Origin of the sequence: Curtobacterium citreum, from assembly GCF_006715175.1 — a bacterium.
GTDB lineage: Bacteria > Actinomycetota > Actinomycetes > Actinomycetales > Microbacteriaceae > Curtobacterium > Curtobacterium citreum.
On sequence record NZ_VFMQ01000001.1, the window covers coordinates 2,983,603 to 3,005,567 of the forward strand.

At 73.1% G+C, this 21,965-nt stretch carries 15 protein-coding genes and 1 tRNA gene; 6 read left to right on the forward strand and 10 right to left on the reverse strand.

Annotated features, from left to right (window positions below; genetic code table 11):
* Positions 1-45: 45 nt before the first annotated feature.
* The 4 genes from FB462_RS14065 to FB462_RS14080 form a co-directional block, all read right to left on the reverse strand.
* The gene (locus FB462_RS14065) at positions 46-1,419 is read right to left on the reverse strand and encodes a purine-cytosine permease family protein (RefSeq protein ID WP_141862507.1); all 1,374 of its coding nucleotides are present in this window, start codon (positions 1,417-1,419) and stop codon (positions 46-48) included.
* A 326-nt stretch (positions 1,420-1,745) separates the two neighbouring features.
* A tRNA-Arg gene (locus FB462_RS14070) sits at positions 1,746-1,821 on the reverse strand.
* Between the two features lie 111 nt (positions 1,822-1,932).
* The gene (locus FB462_RS14075; RefSeq protein ID WP_141862509.1) at positions 1,933-2,718 is read right to left on the reverse strand and encodes a dienelactone hydrolase family protein; all 786 of its coding nucleotides are present in this window, start codon (positions 2,716-2,718) and stop codon (positions 1,933-1,935) included.
* Between the two features lie 105 nt (positions 2,719-2,823).
* Entirely contained in the window at positions 2,824-4,248 is a 1,425-nt protein-coding gene (locus tag FB462_RS14080) for a glucose-6-phosphate dehydrogenase (RefSeq protein ID WP_141862511.1), read from the reverse strand.
* Positions 4,249-4,329: 81 nt separating this feature from the next.
* Between FB462_RS14080 and FB462_RS14085 the strand changes: the two genes are divergently transcribed.
* The 4 genes from FB462_RS14085 to FB462_RS14100 all read left to right on the forward strand — a co-directional run bounded on the left by FB462_RS14085 (position 4,330) and on the right by FB462_RS14100 (position 10,743).
* A complete protein-coding gene (locus tag FB462_RS14085) occupies positions 4,330-5,499 on the forward strand; it encodes a Gfo/Idh/MocA family protein (RefSeq protein WP_141862513.1) in 1,170 nt (389 codons plus the stop codon).
* Entirely contained in the window at positions 5,496-6,422 is a 927-nt protein-coding gene (locus FB462_RS14090; protein WP_141862515.1) for a sugar phosphate isomerase/epimerase family protein, read from the forward strand. Before FB462_RS14085 ends, FB462_RS14090 begins: the two co-directional genes overlap by 4 nt.
* Positions 6,423-6,456: 34 nt before the next feature.
* Positions 6,457-8,271: a thiamine pyrophosphate-requiring protein gene (locus tag FB462_RS14095; protein ID WP_141862517.1), complete on the forward strand. Its 1,815-nt coding sequence runs from the start codon at positions 6,457-6,459 to the stop codon at positions 8,269-8,271.
* 105 nt (positions 8,272-8,376) lie between these two features.
* A complete protein-coding gene (locus FB462_RS14100; protein WP_141862518.1) occupies positions 8,377-10,743 on the forward strand; it encodes a bifunctional metallophosphatase/5'-nucleotidase in 2,367 nt (788 codons plus the stop codon).
* A 274-nt stretch (positions 10,744-11,017) separates the two neighbouring features.
* Here the strand turns inward: FB462_RS14100 and FB462_RS14105 are convergent, their stop codons facing one another.
* The 3 genes from FB462_RS14105 to efeU are packed head-to-tail and all read right to left on the reverse strand — an operon-like array spanning position 11,018 to position 15,109.
* Positions 11,018-12,298, reverse strand: a complete 1,281-nt coding sequence (locus tag FB462_RS14105) for a DUF7405 family protein (protein WP_141862520.1) — start codon at positions 12,296-12,298, stop codon at positions 11,018-11,020.
* The gene (gene efeO / locus FB462_RS14110) at positions 12,295-13,530 is read right to left on the reverse strand and encodes an iron uptake system protein EfeO (RefSeq protein WP_141862522.1); all 1,236 of its coding nucleotides are present in this window, start codon (positions 13,528-13,530) and stop codon (positions 12,295-12,297) included. Before efeO ends, FB462_RS14105 begins: the two co-directional genes overlap by 4 nt.
* Positions 13,517-15,109 carry an iron uptake transporter permease EfeU gene (efeU, locus tag FB462_RS14115; protein WP_141862524.1) on the reverse strand — a complete coding sequence of 531 codons (1,593 nt, stop codon included), beginning with the start codon at positions 15,107-15,109 and terminating at the stop codon, positions 13,517-13,519. Before efeU ends, efeO begins: the two co-directional genes overlap by 14 nt.
* Before the next feature lie 69 nt (positions 15,110-15,178).
* On the opposite strand from efeU, the gene FB462_RS14120 reads away from it, so the two are divergent.
* Together FB462_RS14120 and FB462_RS14125 are read left to right on the forward strand one after the other, a co-directional pair.
* Complete coding sequence (locus FB462_RS14120) at positions 15,179-15,973, forward strand: trimeric intracellular cation channel family protein (RefSeq protein ID WP_058743270.1); 795 nt, start codon at positions 15,179-15,181, stop codon at positions 15,971-15,973.
* A 273-nt stretch (positions 15,974-16,246) separates the two neighbouring features.
* Entirely contained in the window at positions 16,247-16,849 is a 603-nt protein-coding gene (locus tag FB462_RS14125; protein WP_141862526.1) for a TetR/AcrR family transcriptional regulator, read from the forward strand.
* A gap of 246 nt (positions 16,850-17,095) precedes the next feature.
* On the opposite strand, the gene FB462_RS14135 is transcribed toward FB462_RS14125, so the two are convergent.
* From FB462_RS14135 to FB462_RS14145, 3 genes are read right to left on the reverse strand one after another with little or no spacing between them, the layout of a single operon-like run.
* Entirely contained in the window at positions 17,096-19,510 is a 2,415-nt protein-coding gene (locus tag FB462_RS14135; protein WP_141862530.1) for a transglutaminase TgpA family protein, read from the reverse strand.
* Positions 19,507-20,829 carry a DUF58 domain-containing protein gene (locus FB462_RS14140; protein WP_141862532.1) on the reverse strand — a complete coding sequence of 441 codons (1,323 nt, stop codon included), beginning with the start codon at positions 20,827-20,829 and terminating at the stop codon, positions 19,507-19,509. The genes FB462_RS14135 and FB462_RS14140 overlap by 4 nt, the downstream gene beginning before the upstream one ends.
* On the reverse strand, positions 20,829-21,821 hold the full coding sequence (locus FB462_RS14145) for an AAA family ATPase (RefSeq protein WP_114850483.1): 993 nt from the start codon (positions 21,819-21,821) through the stop codon (positions 20,829-20,831). The genes FB462_RS14140 and FB462_RS14145 overlap by 1 nt, the downstream gene beginning before the upstream one ends.
* Between the last annotated feature and the right edge of the window lie 144 nt (positions 21,822-21,965).

A 21,965-nucleotide genomic window follows, 5' to 3' on the forward strand; every position in this document is an offset into this window, starting at 1 on the left:
CGACGTCGGCGACGGTCGACGTCGGGGGAACGCCGACCGTCGGTCTCAGGGCGCCGGAGCGGGTGCGGGCGCAGCCGGGGCCGCCGCCGCGACGGTGGGCGCCTGCTCGGTGCGGCTGACACCGACGCCGCGGACCCAGCCCGCCTTGCCGGCGACCACGTACAGGACGAAGGCGATCACGACCGAGTTGATCGACGGGATGCCCACGGTGACGAAGTAGCCGACGACCGAGGCGATCACCCAGATGACGAGCGTGGCGGGCACCCACGTCGGGCTCGTCGCCGGCAGCGACTCGCTGTCGCTGAGCTCACGACGCCAGCGCTTCACGACGAAGTACTCCGCGACCATGATGCCGGCGATCGGCGGGAAGACGACGCCCAGGACGATGAGGAACGGGGTGAACGCACCGAGGAAGCCGACCGCGGCGAGCACGGAGCCGACGACACCGAGCACGAGGGTGACGACACCGCGGTTGACCTGCTTGCCGAAGACGACGTCGATGAAGTTCGTGACGCCGAGGCTCGAGCTGTAGATGTTCCAGTCGTTGATCTTGAACGTGCCGAGCAGGATCACGAGGATGCCGACCCAGCCGACGCTCGACGTGATCACGCGGGTGATGTCCGACGAGCCGACGGCGTGGGCGAGCAGGACGCCCGCGAGCCCGATGACGTACTCGCCGAGGGTCACACCGAGGGCGGTCTGCTTGACGACGTCACCGACCGACCGGTTGAAGCGGGTCATGTCCGGGGTGATCACGGCGCCGACGATGAAGCCGCCCGCGACCAGGGTGGTGCCGGCGACGAAGCTCAGTTCCGGACCGGCGGGGGCCTTGGCGGCGAGCTCGGCGATCGAGTGCTTGCTCAGCTCGATGACCACCGCCCACCCGACCAGGATGAGGAACAGCGGCACGGTCACGTTCGCGAGCCACTGCATCGAGTGGAACCCGCGGAGCACGATCGCCGTGACGAGCAGCCCGAACACGAGCGACCACGCCCACGCCGGCAGCACGGGCAGGATCGCGACGAGCCCGGCGGCGGAGACACCGGACTGGATGCCGAACCAGCCGATCAGGCTCAGGCCGATCGCCAGGCCGACGAGGGCGGACCCGGCCTTGCCGAACCCGGTCCAGCGCGCGATGACCGAGGTGTTCAGTCCCTCGCGCATGCCGATGACGCCGACGAAGACCGACACGATCTCGAGGATCACGGCGCCGAGGGTGATCGCCCAGAACGCCTGCCAGAACCCCATGCCGAAGCCGAGCGTGGCGCCGAGGAGGAACTGGGACAGGGCGGAGATCTGGCCGAACCGCTGGACGGCCACCTGGAACCAGCCGTAGCGGGCGGTGGTGGGGACGCGGGACAGGGAGTAGTCGTCGACGACGACGGACGGGGCTGGTGGTGCTGACGCTGCACTGGCCATCGGGATGCTCCTGGGGAAGGGGTGCCGGTCGGGCGACCGGGTTGGGGCAACCGTAGTGACGGGGCAGGAGCGGCAGAACGTGCAGGTCGTCGTTACGGGCACGTGAATCCGTGCACCCTGCACACCCCGCTGCGAAGCCGCCTCGGTGCGACGTCGGTGGAGCAGAAGACGTCGGGTGCGCTCCCGGCGGGCGACGTCGTCTGCTCCATCGATCGCGTGCGCGACCCCGGCCCGACTCCGACCCGACCCGGCACGCCCGACCCGACCGCCCCGGCCCGCCCGGGAACGACGAAGGCCCCGCCGCAGTGCGACGGGACCTTCTCGTATGGTGCGCTCGAAGGGACTCGAACCCCCAACCTTCTGATCCGTAGTCAGATGCTCTATCCATTGAGCTACGAGCGCATCCGGCTTTCCAGCCGAACCGGCCTTGCGGCCGTGGAAGACTCTACAACAGGTGCGGCACGGAACGCGAATCGAGCCGCGCCGACCCGGCCCCTCGGCGTGTCGCAGGACTCACACGATGGTCGGCTCCTCGTCGAACACCTCGGCGAGGAACACCTGCAGCGCCTGCCACGACCGACGGTCCGCCCGCTCCTGGTACTGCGCGCCGTGGTCGGGGGCGTCGGTCCCCGGCACCGCGAACGCGTGCATCGCACCCGCGTACGTCACGACCTGCCAGTCGACCTCCGGGGCGCCCCGCATCTCGTCCTGCCACGCGGTGACCGCGCTGTCCGGGACGACCGGGTCCGACCCGCCGGTGAGCACGAGCAGCTTCGCCCGGATCGCGGCGGCGTCCGACGGGTCGTGCGCGATGAGTCCACCGTGGAAGGAGACGGCCCCGACCAGGTCCGCCCCGGTGCGGGCGAGTTCGAGCGCGCCGGACCCGCCGAAGCAGTAGCCCATCACGACGATGCGCGAGTGGTCGACGTCGGGGTCCTCGCGGAGCCGGTCGAGCCCCGCGGTCAGCCGGGCGCGGAAGAGCGGCAGGTCCTGGTAGAACGAGCCGGCGACCTCGGAGGCGGTGTCGTCGCCCGGGCGGACGCCCTCGCCGTAGACGTCGGCACCGAACGCGACGTAGCCCAGGCGGGCGAGCATCGCGACGCGGGCCTCGACGTGCTCGTTGACCCCGTGCCAGTCGTGCACGACGAGGACGGCGGGGCGCGGGCCGGACTCCGCGTGGTCCTTCGCCAGGACGCCGAGGAGCGCGGTCCCCTCGTGGTCGTAGCGGACGGGCTCGACGCGGACGTCGGAGCCGGCGGGAGCGGGGACGGTGGACAGGACGTCGTCGGTGGTCTTCACGATGCGCGACGCTACGCCGCGCGGCCAGGAGACGGACGGGAGGATCGTGGCGGGGCCCGCCACGATCCTCCCGTCCGTCCGTCCGCGCGCACCGCGCGCACCGCGTCAGCAGTCGATGTTGTCCCAGGAGTCGGGGCCGACGGATCCCGCCGCGTACTCGTCGAGCGGGGTGTCCCCCGCGCGCCAGGCCCGCAGGAACGGCTCGACGACCCTCCACCCCTGCACCGCGCTGTCGCCGCGCACCGACAGCGTGGCGTCACCCTCGAGCACCCCGGCGAGGACCTCGCCGTAGGCACTCAGCCGACCCGGGTTGAAGGTGGTCGTCAACGAGGTGTGGTCGATCGCGTACGGGTCGCCGGGACCGTTGACGTTGAGCTCGAGCTGCATCTCGTCCGGCGCGATCCAGATCCGCAGCTTGTCGGGTCGTTCGGCGCCGGTGAGCCCGTTCGGCACGTGCGGCGAGTCCTTGAACGTGATGACGATCTCGCGGCGTTGCTGTTCGAGCGCCTTGCCCGAGCGGAGCGTGAAGGGCACCCCGGCCCACCGCCAGTTCGCGACCTCGAGGGTGAGCTGCGCGAGCGTCTCGGTGCCGAGCGACGGGTCCACGCCGTCCTCGTCGACGTAGGACGGCAGCGACCGGTCCCCGATCGTCCCCGCCGCGTAGCGGGCCCGCTTGCCCGCGGCCACCACGTCCCCGCCCCACGGCCGGACGGCGCGCAGGACGAGCTCCTTCTGGGTGCGCAGGTCGTCCGCGTCGATCGACGCCGGGGCCTCCATCGCGACGACCGCCATCACCTGCAGCAGGTGGCTCTGGATCATGTCGACCAGGGCGCCCGCCTTGTCGTAGTAGCGCGCGCGCCCCTCGAGCCCGAGGGTCTCGTCGTAGACGATGTCGACGCGGGCGACGTGCTGCGACGACAGCAGCGGCTCGACGATGCGGTTCGCGAAGCGCAGGCCGAGCAGGTTGAGCACGGTCGAGCGGCCGAGGAAGTGGTCGACGCGGTGGATCCGCTCCTCGGGCAGGAAGGAGTGCAGCACGTCGTTGAGGTGCTCGGCGCTCGCAGCGTCGGTGCCGAAGGGCTTCTCGAGCGCCAGGCGCGTGCCCGACGGCAGGTCGAGGTCCTTCAGGACCGCGCAGCTCTTCTCGGTGACCGCCGGCGGCAGCGCGAAGTAGACCGCCGGGTCGTGGTCGCACGCGGCGAGGAGTGCCCGGAGGTCGTCGGCGTCGGTGACGTCGGCCTTGCGGTACGTCGAGGCGGCGACGACGTCGAGCAGCCGCTCGCTGAGCCGTTCCCCGCCGTCGTGGGCACCCTCGTCCTCCTCGTTCTTCGACGCCTGGGCGTTCTCGAACGAGGTCTTCACCTGCGCCTTCCAGTCGGCGTCGGAGAGGTCCTCGACGCCGGCGCCGACGAGCTGCACGTCCCAGTCCTCCTTCACGTCCAGCAGGGTCGCGAGGCCGGGCAGCAGCAGTCGCTTGGACAGGTCGCCGCTGGCTCCGAGGATGAGCAGGCTGGTCTGGAGGCTCGACATGCCCCAGACGGTACTCACGCGTTCCGGCGCGTGGCCGGGCTGCCTCGGTACGGTGGTCCCAGTCCGGCGCGAGGGAGCACCATGAGCAGTGGGTACGGAGGGCGACGCATCCGCGTCGCCGTGGTCGGGACCGGCATGATCGCCGGCGTCCACGCGCGGGCGGCGCGTGCCGCCGGGGCCGAGGTGGTCGGGGTGCTCGGCCGGACGCCGTCCCGCTCCGAGCAGGTCGCCGCGCAGCTCGACGTCCCCCGCGGGTACGCCTCGCTCGACGACGTGATCGCGGACGCGCCCGACGTCGTGCACGTCTGCACGCCGAACGACCAGCACCACCCGCAGGCCCTCGCGGTCATCCGCGCCGGGATCAACGTCGTGTGCGAGAAGCCACTCGCGATCAGTGCCGCGCAGGCCGCCGAGCTGGTCGACGCCGCGGACCGTGCGGGCGTCGTCGCCACCGTGCCGTTCGTGTACCGGTACCACCCGGTGGTCCGGGAGATCCGCGGTCGGATCGCGGCCGGCGAGCTCGGGCGACTGCTGGCCGTGCACGGGCACTACCTGCAGGACTGGATGCTCGACGAGGACGCCTCGTCGTGGCGGGTCGACGCGGGGGCCGGCGGGGTGTCGCGGGCCTTCGCCGACATCGGTTCGCACTGGTGCGACCTGGTCGAGTTCGTCACCTGTGAGCCGTTCGCGTCCGTCTCCGCCGCGACCGACATCGTCTACCCGACCCGACCGGCGGCCTCGGGTCCGTCGTTCTCCGGCTCCCCCGACCCCGACCCGGTCGCGGACGCCGGGCAGCGCGCCGAGGTGACCACCGAGGACACCGCGGTCGCGACCTTCCGCACCGCCTCCGGCCGCATCGGGAACGTCGTCATCTCGCAGGTCGCCGCCGGACGCAAGAACCGACTGTGGTTCGAGGTCGACGGCACCCTCGGCTCGGCGGCGTTCGACCAGGAGCAGCCCGAGTCTGCGTGGTTCGGCAACGAGCGGGGCGCCCAGATCGTCGTCCGCGACCCGTCGCTCGGCTTCCCGGACCAACGGAGGCTGGCCGTCGTGCCGGCCGGCCACCCGCAGGGGTACCTCGACGCGTTCGGGGCCTTCGTCGCCGACACCTACGCGGCGGTCCGCAGCGAGGGCGACCGGTCGGCGTGGCCCGACGGGCTGCCGACGTTCGCGGACGGCGCCCGTGCGGCGTCGATCATCGAGGCGGTCATCGGCAGCGCGGCCGACGGGTCGTGGCGGGGGATCCGGTGAAGCTCGGGATGCTCACGGCCTGCCTGTCTGGGTGGTCGCTCGAGCGGATCGCGGCGTTCGCGGCCGAGCAGGGCTACGAGCGGCTCGAGGTCGCGGTGTGGCCGGACACCGGGTCACGGGACTTCGAGGCGGCGCACCTGCCAGTCGCCACGTTCACCGAGTCCGACGCCGATGCGACGCGGGAGGTGCTCGACCGGTACGGGCTCGAGCTCTCGGCGCTGGCGTACTACGAGAACAACCTGCACCACGACACCGACCACCGGGCCGCGGTCAAGGAGCACCTGTTCCACGCGGTCGACGCCGCCGCGATGCTCGGCGTGCCGTCCGTCGGCACGTTCGTCGGCCGGGACAACACGCTGTCCGTCCGGGACAACATGGCGCTCGGCGACCGCGTGCTCCCCGAGCTCGTCGACTACGCCGGCGAGCGGGGCGTCCGGCTGATCGTCGAGAACTGCGTGATGGAGGGCTGGCACCCCGACGGGTACCCGGGCAACCTCGCGTACTCCCCCGAGCTCTGGCACTGGGTCACCGGACTCGGCTTCGGCCTGAACTGGGACCCGTCGCACCTGACCTGGATCGGCATCGACCCGGTCGAGACGATCCTGCCGTTCGCCGAGCACATCGTGCACGCGCAGGCGAAGGACGTCGAGCTGTTCCCCCGCAAGCGGGACGAGTACGGGTTCTTCGGGAAGGTCGACAAGGGCGACGACCCGTGGGACATGGGCTGGTGGCGCTTCCGCGTCCCGGGCCGCGGGGTCGTGGACTGGCCGCACGTGGTCGACCGACTGTACGAGGCGGGGTTCACCGGCACGCTGAGCGTCGAGCACGAGGACCCGCTGTGGGGCGGCACCGACGAGAAGGTGCTCGAAGGCCTCCGGATCGCGCACCGCACCCTGCGCCCCCTGATCGCACGGGAGTCCTGAGCGCGTACAGGAAGCGGCGAGCACGGTGGAGCGCATGGGCCAGACCGTGAGCGACTTCGTCATCGACCGCATCAAGGCGTGGGGGGTCTCCCGCGTGTTCGGGTACCCCGGGGACGGCATCGGCGCGTTCGACGGTGCGCTCGGCAAGGCCGACGGCAGCGAACGGGCGCTCGAGTACGTCCGCCCGACGCACGAGGAGATCGCGGCCCTCATGGCCACCGCGCACGCGAAGTTCACCGGCGAGGTCGGCGTCTGCGTCGCGACGTCGAGCCCCGGGGCGTTCCACCTGCTCAACGGCCTGTACGACGCGCAGATGGACAACCAGCCCGTCGTCGCGATCGTCGGCCAGCAGGGCCTGGCGTCGATCGGGTCGTTCACCCAGCAGGAGTCGAACCTCGAGCGCGTGTTCGCCGACGTCGCCTGCTACGTCGAGACCGTCGCGACGCCGGACGCGGTCGGGGTCGTCGTCGACACCGCCTTCCGCACCGCGATGCTCCGCAAGCAGCCCGCCGTGGTGGTCCTCCCCCACGACGTCCAGGCCATGGCGTACGAGGCCCCCGCCGCCGAGCACTGGGTGTCCCGGTCGAGCGACGTCGCCCCGTCGATCCGGATCACCCCGCCGCAGGACGAGATCGCGCGGTTCGCCGAGGTCCTGAACGCCGGTGAACGCGTCACGTTCCTCGTCGGTGCCGGGGCCCGCGGTGCGACCGACCTGGTGCTCGCCGCCGCCGAGAAGACCGGCGCCGGGATCATCACGGCCCTCCGAGGCAAGGACGTCGTCCCCTCCGACGTGCCGTACCACACGCAGCAGGTCGGCCTGCTGGGGTCACGCCCGAGCCTCACGCAGATCAAGGAGTGCGACACCATCGTGCTCCTCGGCTCGAACTACCCGTACGGCGAGTACCTGCCGGCGAGCGGCCAGGCCCGCGGCGTGCAGGTGGACATCAAGCCGGAGCAGATGGGGCTGCGCTACCCGACCGAGCTCAACCTGTGGGGCGACGTCGGCGCGACGCTCGAGGCGGTGCTCCCGCTCCTGCGGGACAAGCAGGACACCGCGTGGCAGGACAAGCTCGCCGGTGAGATGCGCGAGTGGGAGGCGGAGATGGACCGCCAGGCCGAGGTGCACTACGACGACGGTGTCAACCCGCGCCGGGTCATCCGCGCCGTCAACGAACGCCTGCCCGAGCGTGTCACCGTCACCTGCGACGCCGGGACCACCGCGGACTGGTACGGCCACCACATCCGCCTGCGACGCGGCATGCACGGCGACATGTCCGGACGCCTCGCGACGATGCTCGCGGCGATGCCGTACGCCGTGGCCGCGAAGTTCGCCTTCCCGGACGCCCCGGCCGTGTGCACGATCGGCGACGGTGCGTTCCAGATGCTCGGCATGAACGAGCTCATCACCGTCAAGAAGTACATGGCGCAGTGGCCGGACCAGCAGCTCGTCATCGTCGTCATGCACAACGACGACCTCGGCCAGGTCTCGTGGGAGATGCGCACCGAGGACGGCAACCCGATGTGGTCCGGCTCGCAGGACGTCGAGACCATGGACTACGCCGGGTACGCACAGCTGCTCGGCTTCACGGGCATCGCGGTGCACCGGGACGACGAGGTCGAGGCGGCGGTGGAGCGGGCCTTCGCGAACCCCGGCGTCACGCTCATCGACGCGTACGTCAGCCGCAACGTGCCGCCCCTGCCGCCGCACATCACCGCGGAGTACGCGATCAACACCGCGAAGAGCCTGCTCAAGGGCGACCCGGCCGAGCTCGGGGTGGTCAAGGACTCGGCGAAGGCCATGGCGGCCGAGGCCGTCGAGCGGGTGAAGGGGGCGTTCGGCCGGGACTGACCGCCGGGCGGGGACGTCCGTCACGTGTTGCCGATGTGAACACCTCGTGACACATCGCGGCAACCCCTGGCGCGTCCCCTGTGGGTTCTCCTAGGTTCGTCGCCGATGAACACCACCTCCCACACCCGAACGCGTCGCGCCGCCGCCGGAGCGGTGCTCGCGACCGCCGGCGTCCTCGTGGCGCTGTCCGTCCCGTCCGCCGCCCTCGCCGCCGAGGGCGACGCGACGATCGACCTCTACAACGTGAACGACTTCCACGGGCGCATCGCCCAGTCGCTCTCCTCGCCGCCGCGCGACGGCGACGCCGCCGGTGCCGCCGTGCTCGCCGGTGCGCTCGAACAGCTCCGTGGCAGCGACCCGTCGACCTCCGCCTTCGTCAGCTCCGGTGACAACATCGGCGGATCGACGTTCGAGTCCTTCATCCAGGAGGACCAGCCGACGATCGACGTGCTCAACCAGATGGACCTGACGGTGAGCGCGATCGGCAACCACGAGCTCGACCGTGGACAGACCGACCTGCGAGACCGCGTGATCGGGGCCGACGGTGCCCGCAACGCGAAGTGGGACTACGTCTCCGCGAACATCCTCGACTCGGCGACGGGCAAGCCCGCGTTCGACCCCTACGCGATCCAGGAGATCAGCGGCAAGCGCGTCGGGTTCATCGGCGCGACCGTCGACCTGGTCGGACAGGGGCTCGTCAGCCCCGACGGCATCGCGGGCCTCGAGATGGGCGACATCACCACCGAGGTGAACAAGGTCGCCGCGCAGCTCACCGACGGCGACGAGGGCAACGGCGAGGCCGACGTGCTCGTGCTGCTCGTGCACGACGGTGCGGAGTCCCCCACGCCGGTCACCGCCGACGGCGGGTCCGACTTTGCCCGCGCGGTCTACGGGGTCACCCCGAAGGTGTCCGCGATCCTCTCGGCGCACACGCACCAGACGTACACGTACTCGGTGGTCCCGAAGGGCGGCACGGTCCCCCGTCCGGTGATCCAGACCGGCTCGTACGGGTTCAACCTCGGGCACGTGCAGCTCACGGTCGCCGCGGACGGCACCGTGACCCCGACGAAGAACGAGAACATCCGGCTCGCTGGCAGCACCTTCCCGAAGGACGCCGCGGTCCAGGCCACGGTGGACACCGCGGTCGCCGAGGCGGACCGGCTCGGTGCCGTCGAGCTCGGTGCCGTCGACCGCGACCTCAAGCGCGCCGTGCAGTCGAACGGCTCCGAGAACCGCGGCGGCGAGTCCACGCTCGGCAACTTCGTGGCCGAGGTCCAGCGCTCGCAGACGCAGCGCCAGGGCGCCCAGATCGCGTTCATGAACCCGGGCGGGCTCCGTGCGGACATCGCGTCCGGCCCGGTGACCTACAAGGAGGCAGCGGTCGTCCAGCCGTTCGCGAACACGCTCGTCGTGCTCGACCTCACCGGTGACCAGGTCCGCCAGGCGCTCGAGCAGCAGTGGCAGCCCGCGAGCGCGAGCCGTCCGTTCCTCAAGCTCGGCACGTCCTCCGGGTTCTCGTACACCTACGACCCGCTCGCGGACGCCGGGTCCCGCATCACCTCGATGACCCTCGACGGCGCTCCGGTCGACGCGGACCGCACGTACAAGGTGACCGTGAACTCCTTCCTGGCGACCGGCGGCGACAACTTCGCCGCGTTCAAGCAGGCCGCGGCCAAGCAGGACAGCGGCATGGTCGACCTCGAAGCCCAGGTCGAGTACTTCAAGGCGAACCCGTCGGTCGCGGTGCAGGAGGACCAGCGCGCCGTCGGCGTCCGTGTCAGCGACGCTCCCGAGGGCGGCTTCGGCCCCGGCGACGAGGTCCGGATCGACCTGTCGTCGCTGACCTTCAGCAACGCGGCGGACCAGGCAGGTTCGGTGTCGGTGAGCGCCGGCGGCCAGGAGCTGGCCTCGTCGCCGATCGACACGTCGGTCGTGGACACCACCGACGAGCAGGGCCGCGCCACGCTGACCTTCACGGTGCCCGGGGTCGGCGGTGACCAGCCGACCGCCCGTGCGGCGGCGACCGGCACGGCGCTCCGCGCGGTCGCCCCGGCCGCGACCACCGACGAGCCCCTCGTCGTGACGCTGCCGAACGGCCAGACGATCACCCTCGCGGTGACCGTACCGATCGAGGCCGCCGTCGACCCGACCGACCCGACCGATCCCACCGACCCCGGCACGCCGGGCACCGGTGACCCGAGCGCACCCGGCACGGGCGGCGGCTCGATCGGCGGCGGCAACGGAACGGGCACGGGCACGGGCACGGGCACGGGCACGGGCACGGGCACGGGCACGGGCAACAGCGTCGCGGACGGTGCGCAGCGCCCCGGCACGGGCGCCCTCGCCTGGACCGGCGCCGAGCTCCTGCCTGCCGGCATCGCGGCCGGTGCCCTGCTCCTCGCCGGGCTGGTGACGATGGTGCTCGTGCGCCGGAACCGGGCCCTGCGCGGCGCGACGGTCGAGACCGACTGACACCGCGCCTCCCGGCTGGATCCGAGGACGGGCCGTCTCACCCAGGTGAGGCGGCCCATCCGCCGTGCGCCCGTCCGCCGGCCGCCCGTCCGACTTCCGTGACGGCCCGCGCAACAACCGTGCAGGGGGGGGTACGCTCAGCCTGTCGCACAGCGATGCGCCACGCCGGGTCGCCCTCAGGGCCGGACGGTGGTTCCGTCCGCGGACTCCGCGGCGCGGGTGCTCTCCGTCTCCAGGGAAACGGCGGAGGGCACCCACCACCGACCACCGGGGTTCAGCGGAACAGCTGCTCCCCGATGTAGGAGCCCTTCCGCGGTGCCGGCGGCACGGCGAACACCCCGGACCCGATGTGCGACACGTACTCGTTCAGCCGGTCGGACGCGCCGAGCTTCCGCTGCAACCGGGTGAAGTGGTCGGGGTCCGTCATGTACGCCGCGAAGAGCAACCCGGCGTCGAGCTGGCCGTACTGGTTCAGACCGTCCGTGTAGTTGTACCCACGGCGCAGGATCTTCACGCCGCCGTTGGCCTCGTGCGCGGCGAGGGCGATGTGCGAGCGCGGGTCGATCGCCGTCGCGCCGTCCGCGTCGGCGCCGTGTGCGGCCGCGTGGAAGTCCGGCGTGGTGTGCTCGCTGCCGCCGGACAGCGGCGCACCCTCGACCTTGGTGCGGCCGAACACCCGCTGCTGGTCGCTGACGACGTCGGCGTCCCACGTCTCCAGGTTCATCCGGATCTTCCGGACCACCTGGTAGGTGCCGCCGGCCATCCACCCGGCGTCGGAGTCGAGCCACACGAAGCGCTCGTACTCCTCGTCCGAGGTGACGTTCCGCGTGCCGTCCTTGAAGCCCATCAGGTTGCGCGGGGTCGACTGCGAGGGACCCGCGGACGCGCGGCCGAAGCCGATCACCGTCCACCGCACGGTCGCGGTGCCCCGCGCCATCCTGGCCAGGTCGCGGACGGCGTGGTACGCCACCTGCGGGTCGTCGGCGCAGGCCTGCAGCGAAAGGTCGCCGCCGGTCAGCCCGTCCTCGAGCGCGTCGCTCGGCAGGGTCGGGATCGCCGCCAGGTGCGCGGGACGCTTCGCGGCGAGGCCGAAGCGCTCGTCGAAGACCCCGGGGCCGAGGCCCACCGTCACGGTCAGGGACGCGGGGCCGAGGTCGAGCGCCTCGCCGGTGTCCGCGCCGACGCCCTCGCCGTGGGCCGGCTCGACGCTGCCGATCGTCCGGCCTGCCTGCAGCTGCGCGATCGCCGCGGACCAGCGGGCGAGGAGCACCTGCAGCTCGGTCGCGGTCGAGGCGGTGAGGTCGAACACCATGAACACGCAGTGCCGCTGCGGGGTGGTGCGGATCCCGCCCTGGGGCTGCCGCGCGGCCGTCGCGTAGAACGGCACCTGCTGCGACAGGTCGATCGACTCGTCGGCGTTCGCGGCCGCGGCGAAGGGGTCGACGCCGGTCGCGGCCGTGGCCCCGGCGACGCCGGCGACCGCACCGACCCCGGCACCGGCTGCGGCGAGCCCGGCGCCGAGCAGTCCGCGACGGGAGAAGCGGGACGCGGTCACGCCGTCGCGACCTTCTCGGCCAGGCGGGACAGCGGGTCCTGGAGCGCCTGGACCTGCTGCGAGATGCGGTTGGCGTCCTTCGCCTTCGCGGCGTCGTCCCACGTGCTGAAGCCGCCGAGGGCGTTCGCGTCGCGGAAGCCGTCCATCATCGTGTTCGTCGCGTCGAACTGCGCGGCGATCTGCTTCGTCAGGGCCGGGTCGACCTTCGTCAGGCCGGGCTTGAGGTACGCGAAGGCCTGCCGGGCGCCCTCGACGTTCGCGGCCAGGTCGACGAGGTCGATGTGGCTGTACGCCTCCTCTTCCCCGGTGATCTTGTTCGACTGGACCTCCTCGAGGAGCCCGGCGGCACCGTTCGCCAGGTCCTCGGGCTTGTACTGCAGCGTCGGCACGAGCTTCGCGAGGAGCTGCACGTTGCTCGTCAGGTCGCCCGCGGTCTGCTTCGTCGACGCGGTGATCGCACCGGCCTGGAACAGGTCCTTCTCGACGGCGTGGAACCCGCTCCAGCCGACGGCGTCATCGAGGTTCGACTGGCGCATGTCGACCAGGTAGTCGAGGTTGCCCTTGTTGTCGGTGGCCGAGAAGCCCTGCTTGACGAACCCGTCGACGTCGCTCTCGATGTGCTCGTAGAACGGGCGGGCGGCGGCGTAGTCCCGCTTCGCGGCGTCGAGGTCGCCGGCGTCGACGTCCTTCTGCAGCTGCTGCACGGCGCTCACCATGTCGTCGACCTGGCCGTCGACGTAGGTCGCGTAGCCGGTCGCTCCGTCGGCGAGCAGGCTCGCGGCGCTGCTGTTCGCGGTCGAGGCCGCCTTCCCCGTGACGGTGAAGTCGGTGAGCTCCTTCGTCGCCCCGGGGCAGTAGACCTGGTAGCTGCCGCCGGTCAGCGTGGCGGTGAACGTCACCGGGGCGAGCCCGGGCGCGAGGTTCTCCTTCTCGCCGAGGATCCGCTGGTCCTGCAGCAGCTCGACCTCGGTGATCGCGGTCGACGACTCGTTCTGCACCCGGAAGGTGACGGGCCCTGCGGGGACCTTCGTGGTCGACACGGCGCAGGCGTCGGAGCCGTCGTTCGTCAGGGTGATGGTGACGCGGGAGACCTTCCCCGACCCGGACGACGCGTCGTCGGCGGGGGTGCCGGCGGAGCAGGCGGTCAGGGTGAGGGCGGCGACGGCGCCGAGGGCACCGAGGGCGATCAGGGGTCGGGCGGCCAGGGGGCGGGCGGCACTACCGAACGGCATGGTCGAGGCTCCTTGCAGGGACGTCGGCGGGCGGTCCGCGCGACGGGTCGGTTCCGGGGGTGGTGGTCGTGGGGACGGAGACGCGGCGCCGGTCGCGGACCGCGAGCGCGGCCTGGGCGGCCGCCGCGACGAGCAGCACGAGGGGCAGCCAGGCGTTCCAGAGTCGGAGCTCAGCGGCGCGCGTCTGCGCGGCGGCGACGGCGGTCGCCGCACGGTCCGCGTCGGCGGTCGGGACGGCCCAGACGTCGCGTCCCAGCGTGGTCGTCCGAGCGGCCGGGAGGCCCCCACCGCGGAGCGTGAGCACGTCGCGTTCCGAGCGGGTCGCCTCGAGGACGCCGCCGTCGACGGTCGTCAGGGTCACCGTGTCACGGACGGTCCAGTCCGCCGCGAACGGGCCGGGGTTCGTCGACGGGGAGACGCCGACCGGGACGCGACCGAACAGCCCCACGAGCTGGTCGAGGGTCAGCGAGGTCGGTCGGTCGGCGGACGGGACGTCCTCGGTGACCTGCCACTGGTCGGCGGTGGTGCCCGCCCGGGCGACGCGGCGGTGGGCCGACGCGGGCAGGGTGATCTGTGCCTCCCGGCCGCTGCCGGCCACCCGCAGGACCGCCCTGTCCCCGTCGACGGACGCCGTGACGGAGCGCGCGTCGCCGGACACGGCGACCGTGCGGGGCAGGTCCGCGCCGCTGCCGGACGGGACGGCGACCGCGAGCACGACGGCCGTCGCGGCGAAGGCGGCGGCGAGGACGGCGCGCACCCGCGGGACGCGCTGCGGCGACGGCCGCCAGACGCGCGGCCAGAGCGAGATCGCGAGGACCGGGACGACGTAGAGGACCCAGCCGAGGACCTCGACGACCCGGGGGTCGGCGGGGATGCCGAGCACGCCCTCGACGAGCGCACCGCGGAGCGAGCCGTTCGGGGCGAGCCAGCCGAGGTCGACGGTGCGCTGCTGACCGATGACGAGCCAGCCGGCCTCGTGCGCGTGGCGGAGGGCGGTCAGGACGAGTCCACCGGCGACGAAGACCAGGAAGACGCCGGTGCCCGTGAAGAAGCGGCCGAGGTCGAGCTTCACGCCGCCGGTGTAGATCCCGTACCCGATGAGCACGGCCACGGCGATGCCGATCACGGCGCCGAGGGCGGCGGAGCCGGTGTCCGCGGACGCCTGGAAGGTGGCGAGCAGGAAGACCGAGGTCTCGAAGCCCTCCTTGAGGACCGCGAGGAACGCCATGCCGGCCAGGGCCCAGGCGGTGCCGCGGCCGAGGGCGGCGGTCGCACTGGCGACGAGGTCCTTCGAGAGCGTGCGGGCGTGGGTCCGCATCCACACGATCATGCCCGTGACGAACACCACCGCCACGGCACCGATGACGGTCTCCATGCCCTCCTGCTCGGCCTGCGGCAGGGCCTGCTCGACGAGCTGCAGCCCGAAGCCGACGGCGATGCTCAGGGCGACCGCGGCGCCGACGCCGATCCACATCGGGGTGAGCGGAGCGCGGTTGCGACGCAGGAACGCGGCGATGATGCCGACGATGAGCGTCGCTTCGAGGCCTTCGCGGAGGCCGATGACGAGGGTGGCGATCATGGCGAAGGTGAGGCTAACCTAACTCACCCTCGCACCGCCACTTCCGCGACGTGGGGTTTGATTGTTCTCATGAACCTGCTGTCCCCCGAGGGCCTGGCGTCGGTCACGAACGTGCTCGACCTCGCCGGCGTGCTCGCGTCCGCGCTGCTCGGTGGATCGCTCGCCCGGACGATGGACTTCGACCTGTTCGGGTTCCTGGTCGTCGGGTTCGTCTCCGGCCTGGGCGGCGGCATGCTCCGCGACACCCTGCTGCAGAACGGCCCCCCGGTCGCGCTCGTCGACCCGCTCTACGTGCCGGTCGCGATCGCCGGCGCGCTCATCGCCTTCTTCGTGTCGTTCTCCGAGCTCACCTGGGACCGGCTGTTCACCGTCCTGGACGCCGCCGTGATCGGGTTCTGGTCGGTGGTCGGGGTGCAGCGGACCTTCGACGCCGGGCTCGGCTGGCCCGCCGCGATCATCATGGGGACCATCACCGCGGTCGGGGGCGGGGCCATGCGCGACCTGCTGCTCCGCCGTGTGCCCGCGGTCTTCGGCGGCAACGCGCTCTACGCCACGGTCGCGGTCGCCGCCTCGGCCGTGATGGTCGTCGCGTCGTACCTCGGCTCCCCCACCATCGGGATCATCGCGGCCATCGTGCTGTCGCTCGGCCTGCGCTACGGCGCCGTCAAGCGTGGTTGGGGGCTGCCGAACGGCCGCGACTGGCAGCCGAAGTCGACCCTCGGCGCGCTGCTCCAGCGCGGCCGCCGACTCCGCCCGGACGCCGTCCGCCTGCTCCGCCGACCCGGTCGACGGTCCGGCGTCGGGAGCGTCCGGTCGGACACCGGCAGCGTCCGGACTGACCACGAACCGCACACCGACGACTGAGACTGGGCCACGACGGACCCTGGCGCTAGCATCGGTACCGCCGGGTATCGACCCCGGCGACCACCCGCCGATCGAGGCACCGACACGACCCGAACGTGCCGGTTCGTCCGTCGACGACAGGAGGTCGGGGCCGGCCACGTGCCGCGCGGGGAACCGACGCGCGGCGCGGCAGGCTCCGACGGACCGCACGGCACCACCGTGCGGGGATCGGCACGTCCGCCCGCCGTACGCGGCACGTCGTGCCGGACCGCCACGATCAGGGACCAGGACCAGATGCGCGACGACGACGCCCCCACACCGAGGACCCCGCGAGCCGAGGTCCGGGAGCGCCTGCTCGTCGCGGCCGCGCAGGAGTTCGCCGAGTCCGGACTGCACGGGAGCCGGCTCGACACCGTCGCCGCCCGCGCCGGGTTCAGCAAGGGGGCCGTCTACTCGAACTTCGCGTCGAAGCAGGACCTGGTCGCCGAGGTCATGCAGCGCCAGACGAACCTGGTGCTCGCGTCCCTGCGGGAGCTCGTCGGGCCGGACCTGGCGGCGGAGGACATCGGCGACGTCCTGCGCGCCGCGTTCGGGCGGCACGACCAGACCGCGCAGTTCGCCCTGCTGTCCGAGTTCCGGGGCTACGCGATGCGGCACGAGGCGTTCCTGCCCGAATTCGTGCGTCAGCGACGGGCGCTCCAGGACGGGGTGCTCGAGCTCGTGCAGGAGTGGTTCGGGGCGCACCCGGAGGTCTCGCCCGGGATGCGGCTCGAGGACTTCGCGACGCTGCTCGTCGGGGCGAACGTGGGGATCGTGTTCGACGCGCCGGCGTTGCCCGGGGTTGACCCGGGCGACGTCATCGCGGCCGTGGTGGACGCGGTGGTGCGCCCGCGCTGAACCACCGGCGGGCGGCGCGGGCGGCGCGGCGCGCGCGGCGCGGCGCGGCGCGCGCGGCGCGGCGCGCGCGGCGCGGCGCGGCGCGCGCGGCGCCCGGCGGCGCGGTGTGGCGTGCCTGCGCACAACGGGAAGCACGCCGCGCCACGTGATCACATGGCGCGGTGTGCTTCCCGTTGTGCGGACCGCGCGCGGCGCGGGCGGCGCGGGCGCGCGGGCGGCGCGGCGCGCGCGGACCGCGCGCCCCGGCTACGCCGGCCGGCGCCGCCGGCCCTCGTGCGACCAGGCCGACGACGGCAGCAGGCTCGGCGGCAACAGCCGCGACCGGACCACCCGCCCACGGGACACCGATGCGTCCAGGGCGACCCGTGCCTCCAGGACGGCACGGAGGAGCGCGTCCCGGTCCACCGCAGCCGCACCGTCGGCGGCGAACCGCTCGACGTCGACCGCGTCGACCACCGTGGTCAGGTGCGGCAGCACCGTGCCGGGCAGGCGACCCGAGAGCCGACCGAGCACCGCCCGGGCGGTCCGTGCGGCCGCAGCGGCGTCGTCCGGCGGCGCCGCTCCGGGTGCGAGCCCGTGGTCGGCGACGTCGTCGAGGACCTCACGCCAGGCTTGCAGCGCCGGCGACCGCCCGATGCGGACCGCGGCGAGCCGACGGCGGCGGCGGACTGCCCGGACGACCGAGGGCGAGGCGAGCAGGACGAGCGCGAGGGCCACCCCGACCGCGAGCCCGAGGGCGCCCGTGCCGGTACTGCTGCCGGGCGCCGCGGCACCGGGGGCTGCGGACGCCGAGGGCGTGGGGGTCGGTGATGCCTCTGCCGGGGCAGTCTCGCCGGGTGCGGGCAGCGGGGTCTGCGGGTCGGCCGGGGCGGGCGTCGCCGAGGACCCGGTGGACGGCTGCGCGGCGGCGTCGGAGTCCGGGGTCGGCTCGAACGAGACCCAGCCGGCACCGCGGATGTACAGCTCGGGCCACGAGTGCAGCTGCCGGTTCGTGACCGTGTACTCGCCGTCGTCGGTCTGCTGCGGGTTCGCCCGGTAGCCGACCGCGATGCGCGAGGGGATCCCGAGCGTCCGGGCCATCACCGCCATCGACGAGGCGAAGTGCACGCAGTAGCCCTCGCGGACGCGCAGGAACGTGTCGATCACGCGCATGTTGTCGCCGTCGTAGCCCTGTTCGACGGGCGCGGTCTCGGAGTACGTGAACAGGTCGCTCCGGAACCACTGCTCGAGCGCCCGGGCCTGTTCGTAGTCGGTCGTCGCACCACCGGCCACGCGGCGGGCGGTCGACGCGATGTCCTTCGGCAGGTCGTCCGGCAGCGACAGGTCGGTGCGGAGCTGGGCGCGGCTCGGCGCCTGGAACCCCCGACCGTCGGCGCGACCGAGCAGCCCCGAGGACGCGATCGCGTCGAGGTACTCCCCCGACGAGGTCGAGGCGCCGTAGACCTCGTACGTCGAGCCCCGCTGGGTCGTCGGCCCCGTCGACCGGATGGTGTTCGAGTCGCCCATCCAGCGCCAGCTCGCCAGGTCCAGGTTCGTCGACCTGGACTGCACCGACACCGCCCCGGAGGGCACCGGCAGGTAGTTGCTCGACAGTCCGGTCACCCGGATGGTCACGTCGCCCCGGCTCGCCAGGCGCGGGTTGACCCCGACCGCGAACTGCTGCTGGTCGGCGGTGTCCGACGTGCTGGCGTCCGAGACGGTGGGGACCCAGTCCCCGGAGCCGAACTCGTCCAGGTCGGCGAGCTTGAGGTACTCCGGCCGGCCGTCGGCCGAGCGGTACTGCAGTACCTCGAGTTCGTTCGGCTGGCGCAGGTCCTGGCCGAGCTGCAGCAGGGTGCCCGGGCGGCCCGGCTGGATCGGCGACTGCAGTGCCCCGGTCACCCCCGACAGCCAGCTCGCGTTGAGCGGCACGACGACGGGGAGCCCGACGGCCACGACGAGTCCGATCGCCCCGACGACCGCGGCCGGGAACGCGCGTTGCACCGGCCGGACCGACAGCCACAGCAGGCCGAGGAACGCGATGCCGACCAGGACGACGAGCACGGGCGACGCCGGCTGGCCGGTGATGACGCCCGGGACGACGAGCACGACGAGCGCCGGCACGGCGGCGAGGGCGACGGTCGGGGCGATCGCGGCGAGGAAGAGCGACACCCCGGCGACCCAGCCGATCGCGACCGTCACGACGAGCCGGATCGCGTCGGTCTGCGGGAGCGGCGCCGGGTTCAGGCGGATGGCCGCCAGGGCCTCGCCGAGCGCACCGTCGCGGTCGAGCCACCCGAGCGGCGACAGGTCGTTCAGCACGGCCGCGGCGCACGAGCCGAGGACCAGCGTCGCGACGAGCGCGATGAACCGGACGCCGGGAGCCCGTCGACGGACGACCAACATCACGGCGACGAGCACGGCGGTGAAGACCACACCGGACAGCCACCACTGCGCGCCCTGCACGAGCGGCCGCATGGCGAGCGCGGCGACGATCACGGGGACGGGGGCCAGCGCGACGATCCAGGCGCTCGGGGCATCGCTCCGTGTGGCGGGCTCGCGGCCGTCGGCAGCCCCGCCCCAGCCCGACCGGTCCGGCCGGTCGGCGACGGCGGTACCGCCACCGTCCTGCGGTCGGCGAGCGTCGTCGCGGCGGCCGGCGCCCCGACCCGTCCCGCTCACCGGACGCTCCCGGGAGCGTGCGCGCCCGTGACCGGCACGACGAGCGTCCGCCAGCCGCCACGGTCGAGGATGCCGCGCACCACCGGCTCCGGCGGCACGATCGTCGCGAGGATGCCCCGGCTCGACCCGCTCGTCCGCGACACGAGCTCGGCCGCCTGCTCCGCGGTGCAGTGGCCGGTGACCACGGCCGTCATGCCGTGCACGTCCCGGCCGCGGACGTCCGGCAGGACCTCGGTCACGTCGCGGGCATCGGAGCGGAGCCGGACGTCGGCGAGCCCGACGAGCACGTCGGTCAGACTGCCGGCGTCCCCCGCGTGCCGGGTGTTCCCCGCGGCGCCGTCGCTCACGAGCAGCACGCGGGACGTCCGCGCGCTCAGGGCACGAGCGACACTGGCGGCCACGACGACGGCGTGCTCGAACGCCGCGTCGCCACCGAGGTCGGACAGCTCGGCGAGGTCGTCGCGGCCGAGCCGCTGGTACGACTCGCGGCGGACGTCGAGCGCGATGACGGCCTCCGGCGGCTGCGCCTGGGTCGTCTGCCGCACGTGCAGTTCGCCCCGTCGGGCGCTCTGCCCCCAGTGCACCCGGCGGATCGGGTCGCCCTGGCGGTAGGGCCGCAGCTCGCTGTCGTCCGCCGATCCGCCCTGGCCGACCCGGCCCTCGTCGGCGGAGACCGCCCCGGCGAGGGCGCCGGTGTCGATCGCAGCGAGCGGGGTCGACGCCGGCACGACGACGATCTCCTCCGCCGGGACGACGGGCCGGTCGATGCGGAGCAGGCCGAACGGGTCCTCGACCCGGATCGTCACCGGGCCGACCAGCGTCCGGCCCCGGTGCATCGCGAGCGCCTCGACGTCGAGCACGGCCGGCGGCTCGTGCGGTCCGACGAGGGCGTAGGTCTCGGCCTCGGACACACTGGCGAAGGTGTCGTCGAGCTGTTCACGGACGAGCAGTCGCGTCCGTGGACCGATCGGCAGCGAGGTCCCGCGGAGCGTGATCCGCTCCCGGTAGACCTCGCCGACCTGGACGACCCCCCGCGCGGTGCTGCGGGTCGCACGGAGCGGTGCCGCGACGACCAGGGCCATCACGACCCCGAGCACGAGCAGCACGAGCAGGAGCAGCCCCGCGGACACGGCGATGCTCGTCGTGGCGACGAGCCCGCCGACGGTCAGCCCGAGCCCGGACGCGAGCACCGTCCACCCCCGCGCGGTCGGCCGGGGGAACGGGGTGCGGCGGAGCAGTGCCGTCCCGCGGCGGCCGTACCGGAGCGCCCGCGACCGCACCGCGCCGGCGCGCAGCGCGAGCGGCGCGGGCCCGGGCATCAGGAGTGGACCGGCGCCGCGGTGAACGGCACGGCGGTGTCGGAGACGATCCGCACGACGATCTCACGGGCGGTGTCGTCACCGGACCCGCCGAGACCACGGGCGACCGGCACCAGGCGGTGCGCGAGCACCACCGGGGCGAGCCGCGCGACGTCGTCCGGTGTGACGAACGGCCGGCCGGCGAGGGCGGCGTGCGCGCGGGCGGCCTGCGCGAGGTGCAGCGTGGCACGCGGGCTCGCCCCGAGCACGAGGTCGGGGTGTGACCGGGTGGCCCGGACGATCGCGACGATGTACGCCTCGACGTCGGGCGCGACGTGCACCGCCCGCACGGCGTGCACCACCGCGCGGAGCGTCCCGACGTCGACGATCGGACGGAGCGACGAGAGCGGGTCGCGGACGCCGCGGTGCGCGAGCATGTTCCGCTCGGCGTCGGCGCTCGGGTAGCCCATCGCGATGCGCGCCATGAAGCGGTCGCGCTGCGCCTCCGGCAACGGGTACGTGCCCTCCATGTCGATGGGGTTCTGGGTCGCGACGATCATGAACGGCGACTCGAGCTGCCGCGTCACGCCGTCGACCGTCACCTGCGACTCCGCCATCGCCTCGAGCAGTGCCGACTGGGTCTTCGGGCTCGTGCGGTTGATCTCGTCGCCGATCACGACGTTCGCGAAGACGGGTCCGGGCGAGAACCGGAAGGTGCCGGACGACTGGTCGTAGATGTTCACGCCGGTGACGTCCGACGGCAGCATGTCCGAGGTGAACTGGATGCGGTTCACGGAGCCGCCGACCGACGCCCCGAGGGCCTTCGCGAGCACGGTCTTGCCGACACCGGGGACGTCCTCGACGAGCAGGTGCCCCTCGGCGAGCATCACCATGAGGGCGGTGCGGATCGCATCGACCTTGCCGTCGACGACGGTCGAGACAGCCGCGACGACGTCGTCGCCGACGGCGCGGACGTGCTCGATCGGGAAGGCGGGGTCGGTCGGGTCCGGCACGCGGGCCTCCTCGTCTCGGGACAGGTGTCGTGCATGCTACAACGGCGCGGTGACAGCCACCGGAGGATGCGTCACCGGTCATCCGGAGGACACATCGGGGCGTTCCGGCGGGCGGCCGTGGTCGCGTCCACCACCGGACGGGAG

Coding starts and splice junctions, on each gene's coding strand:
- FB462_RS14065 (WP_141862507.1), bottom strand. CDS start 1,419: ATGGCCAGTGCAGCGTCAGCACCACCAGCCCCGTCCGTCGTCGTCGAC.
- FB462_RS14080 (WP_141862511.1), bottom strand. CDS start 4,248: ATGTCGAGCCTCCAGACCAGCCTGCTCATCCTCGGAGCCAGCGGCGAC.
- FB462_RS14085 (WP_141862513.1), top strand. CDS start 4,330: ATGAGCAGTGGGTACGGAGGGCGACGCATCCGCGTCGCCGTGGTCGGG.
- FB462_RS14095 (WP_141862517.1), top strand. CDS start 6,457: ATGGGCCAGACCGTGAGCGACTTCGTCATCGACCGCATCAAGGCGTGG.
- FB462_RS14100 (WP_141862518.1), top strand. CDS start 8,377: ATGAACACCACCTCCCACACCCGAACGCGTCGCGCCGCCGCCGGAGCG.
- efeO (WP_141862522.1), bottom strand. CDS start 13,530: ATGCCGTTCGGTAGTGCCGCCCGCCCCCTGGCCGCCCGACCCCTGATC.
- efeU (WP_141862524.1), bottom strand. CDS start 15,109: ATGATCGCCACCCTCGTCATCGGCCTCCGCGAAGGCCTCGAAGCGACG.
- FB462_RS14120 (WP_058743270.1), top strand. CDS start 15,179: ATGAACCTGCTGTCCCCCGAGGGCCTGGCGTCGGTCACGAACGTGCTC.
- FB462_RS14125 (WP_141862526.1), top strand. CDS start 16,247: ATGCGCGACGACGACGCCCCCACACCGAGGACCCCGCGAGCCGAGGTC.
- FB462_RS14140 (WP_141862532.1), bottom strand. CDS start 20,829: ATGCCCGGGCCCGCGCCGCTCGCGCTGCGCGCCGGCGCGGTGCGGTCG.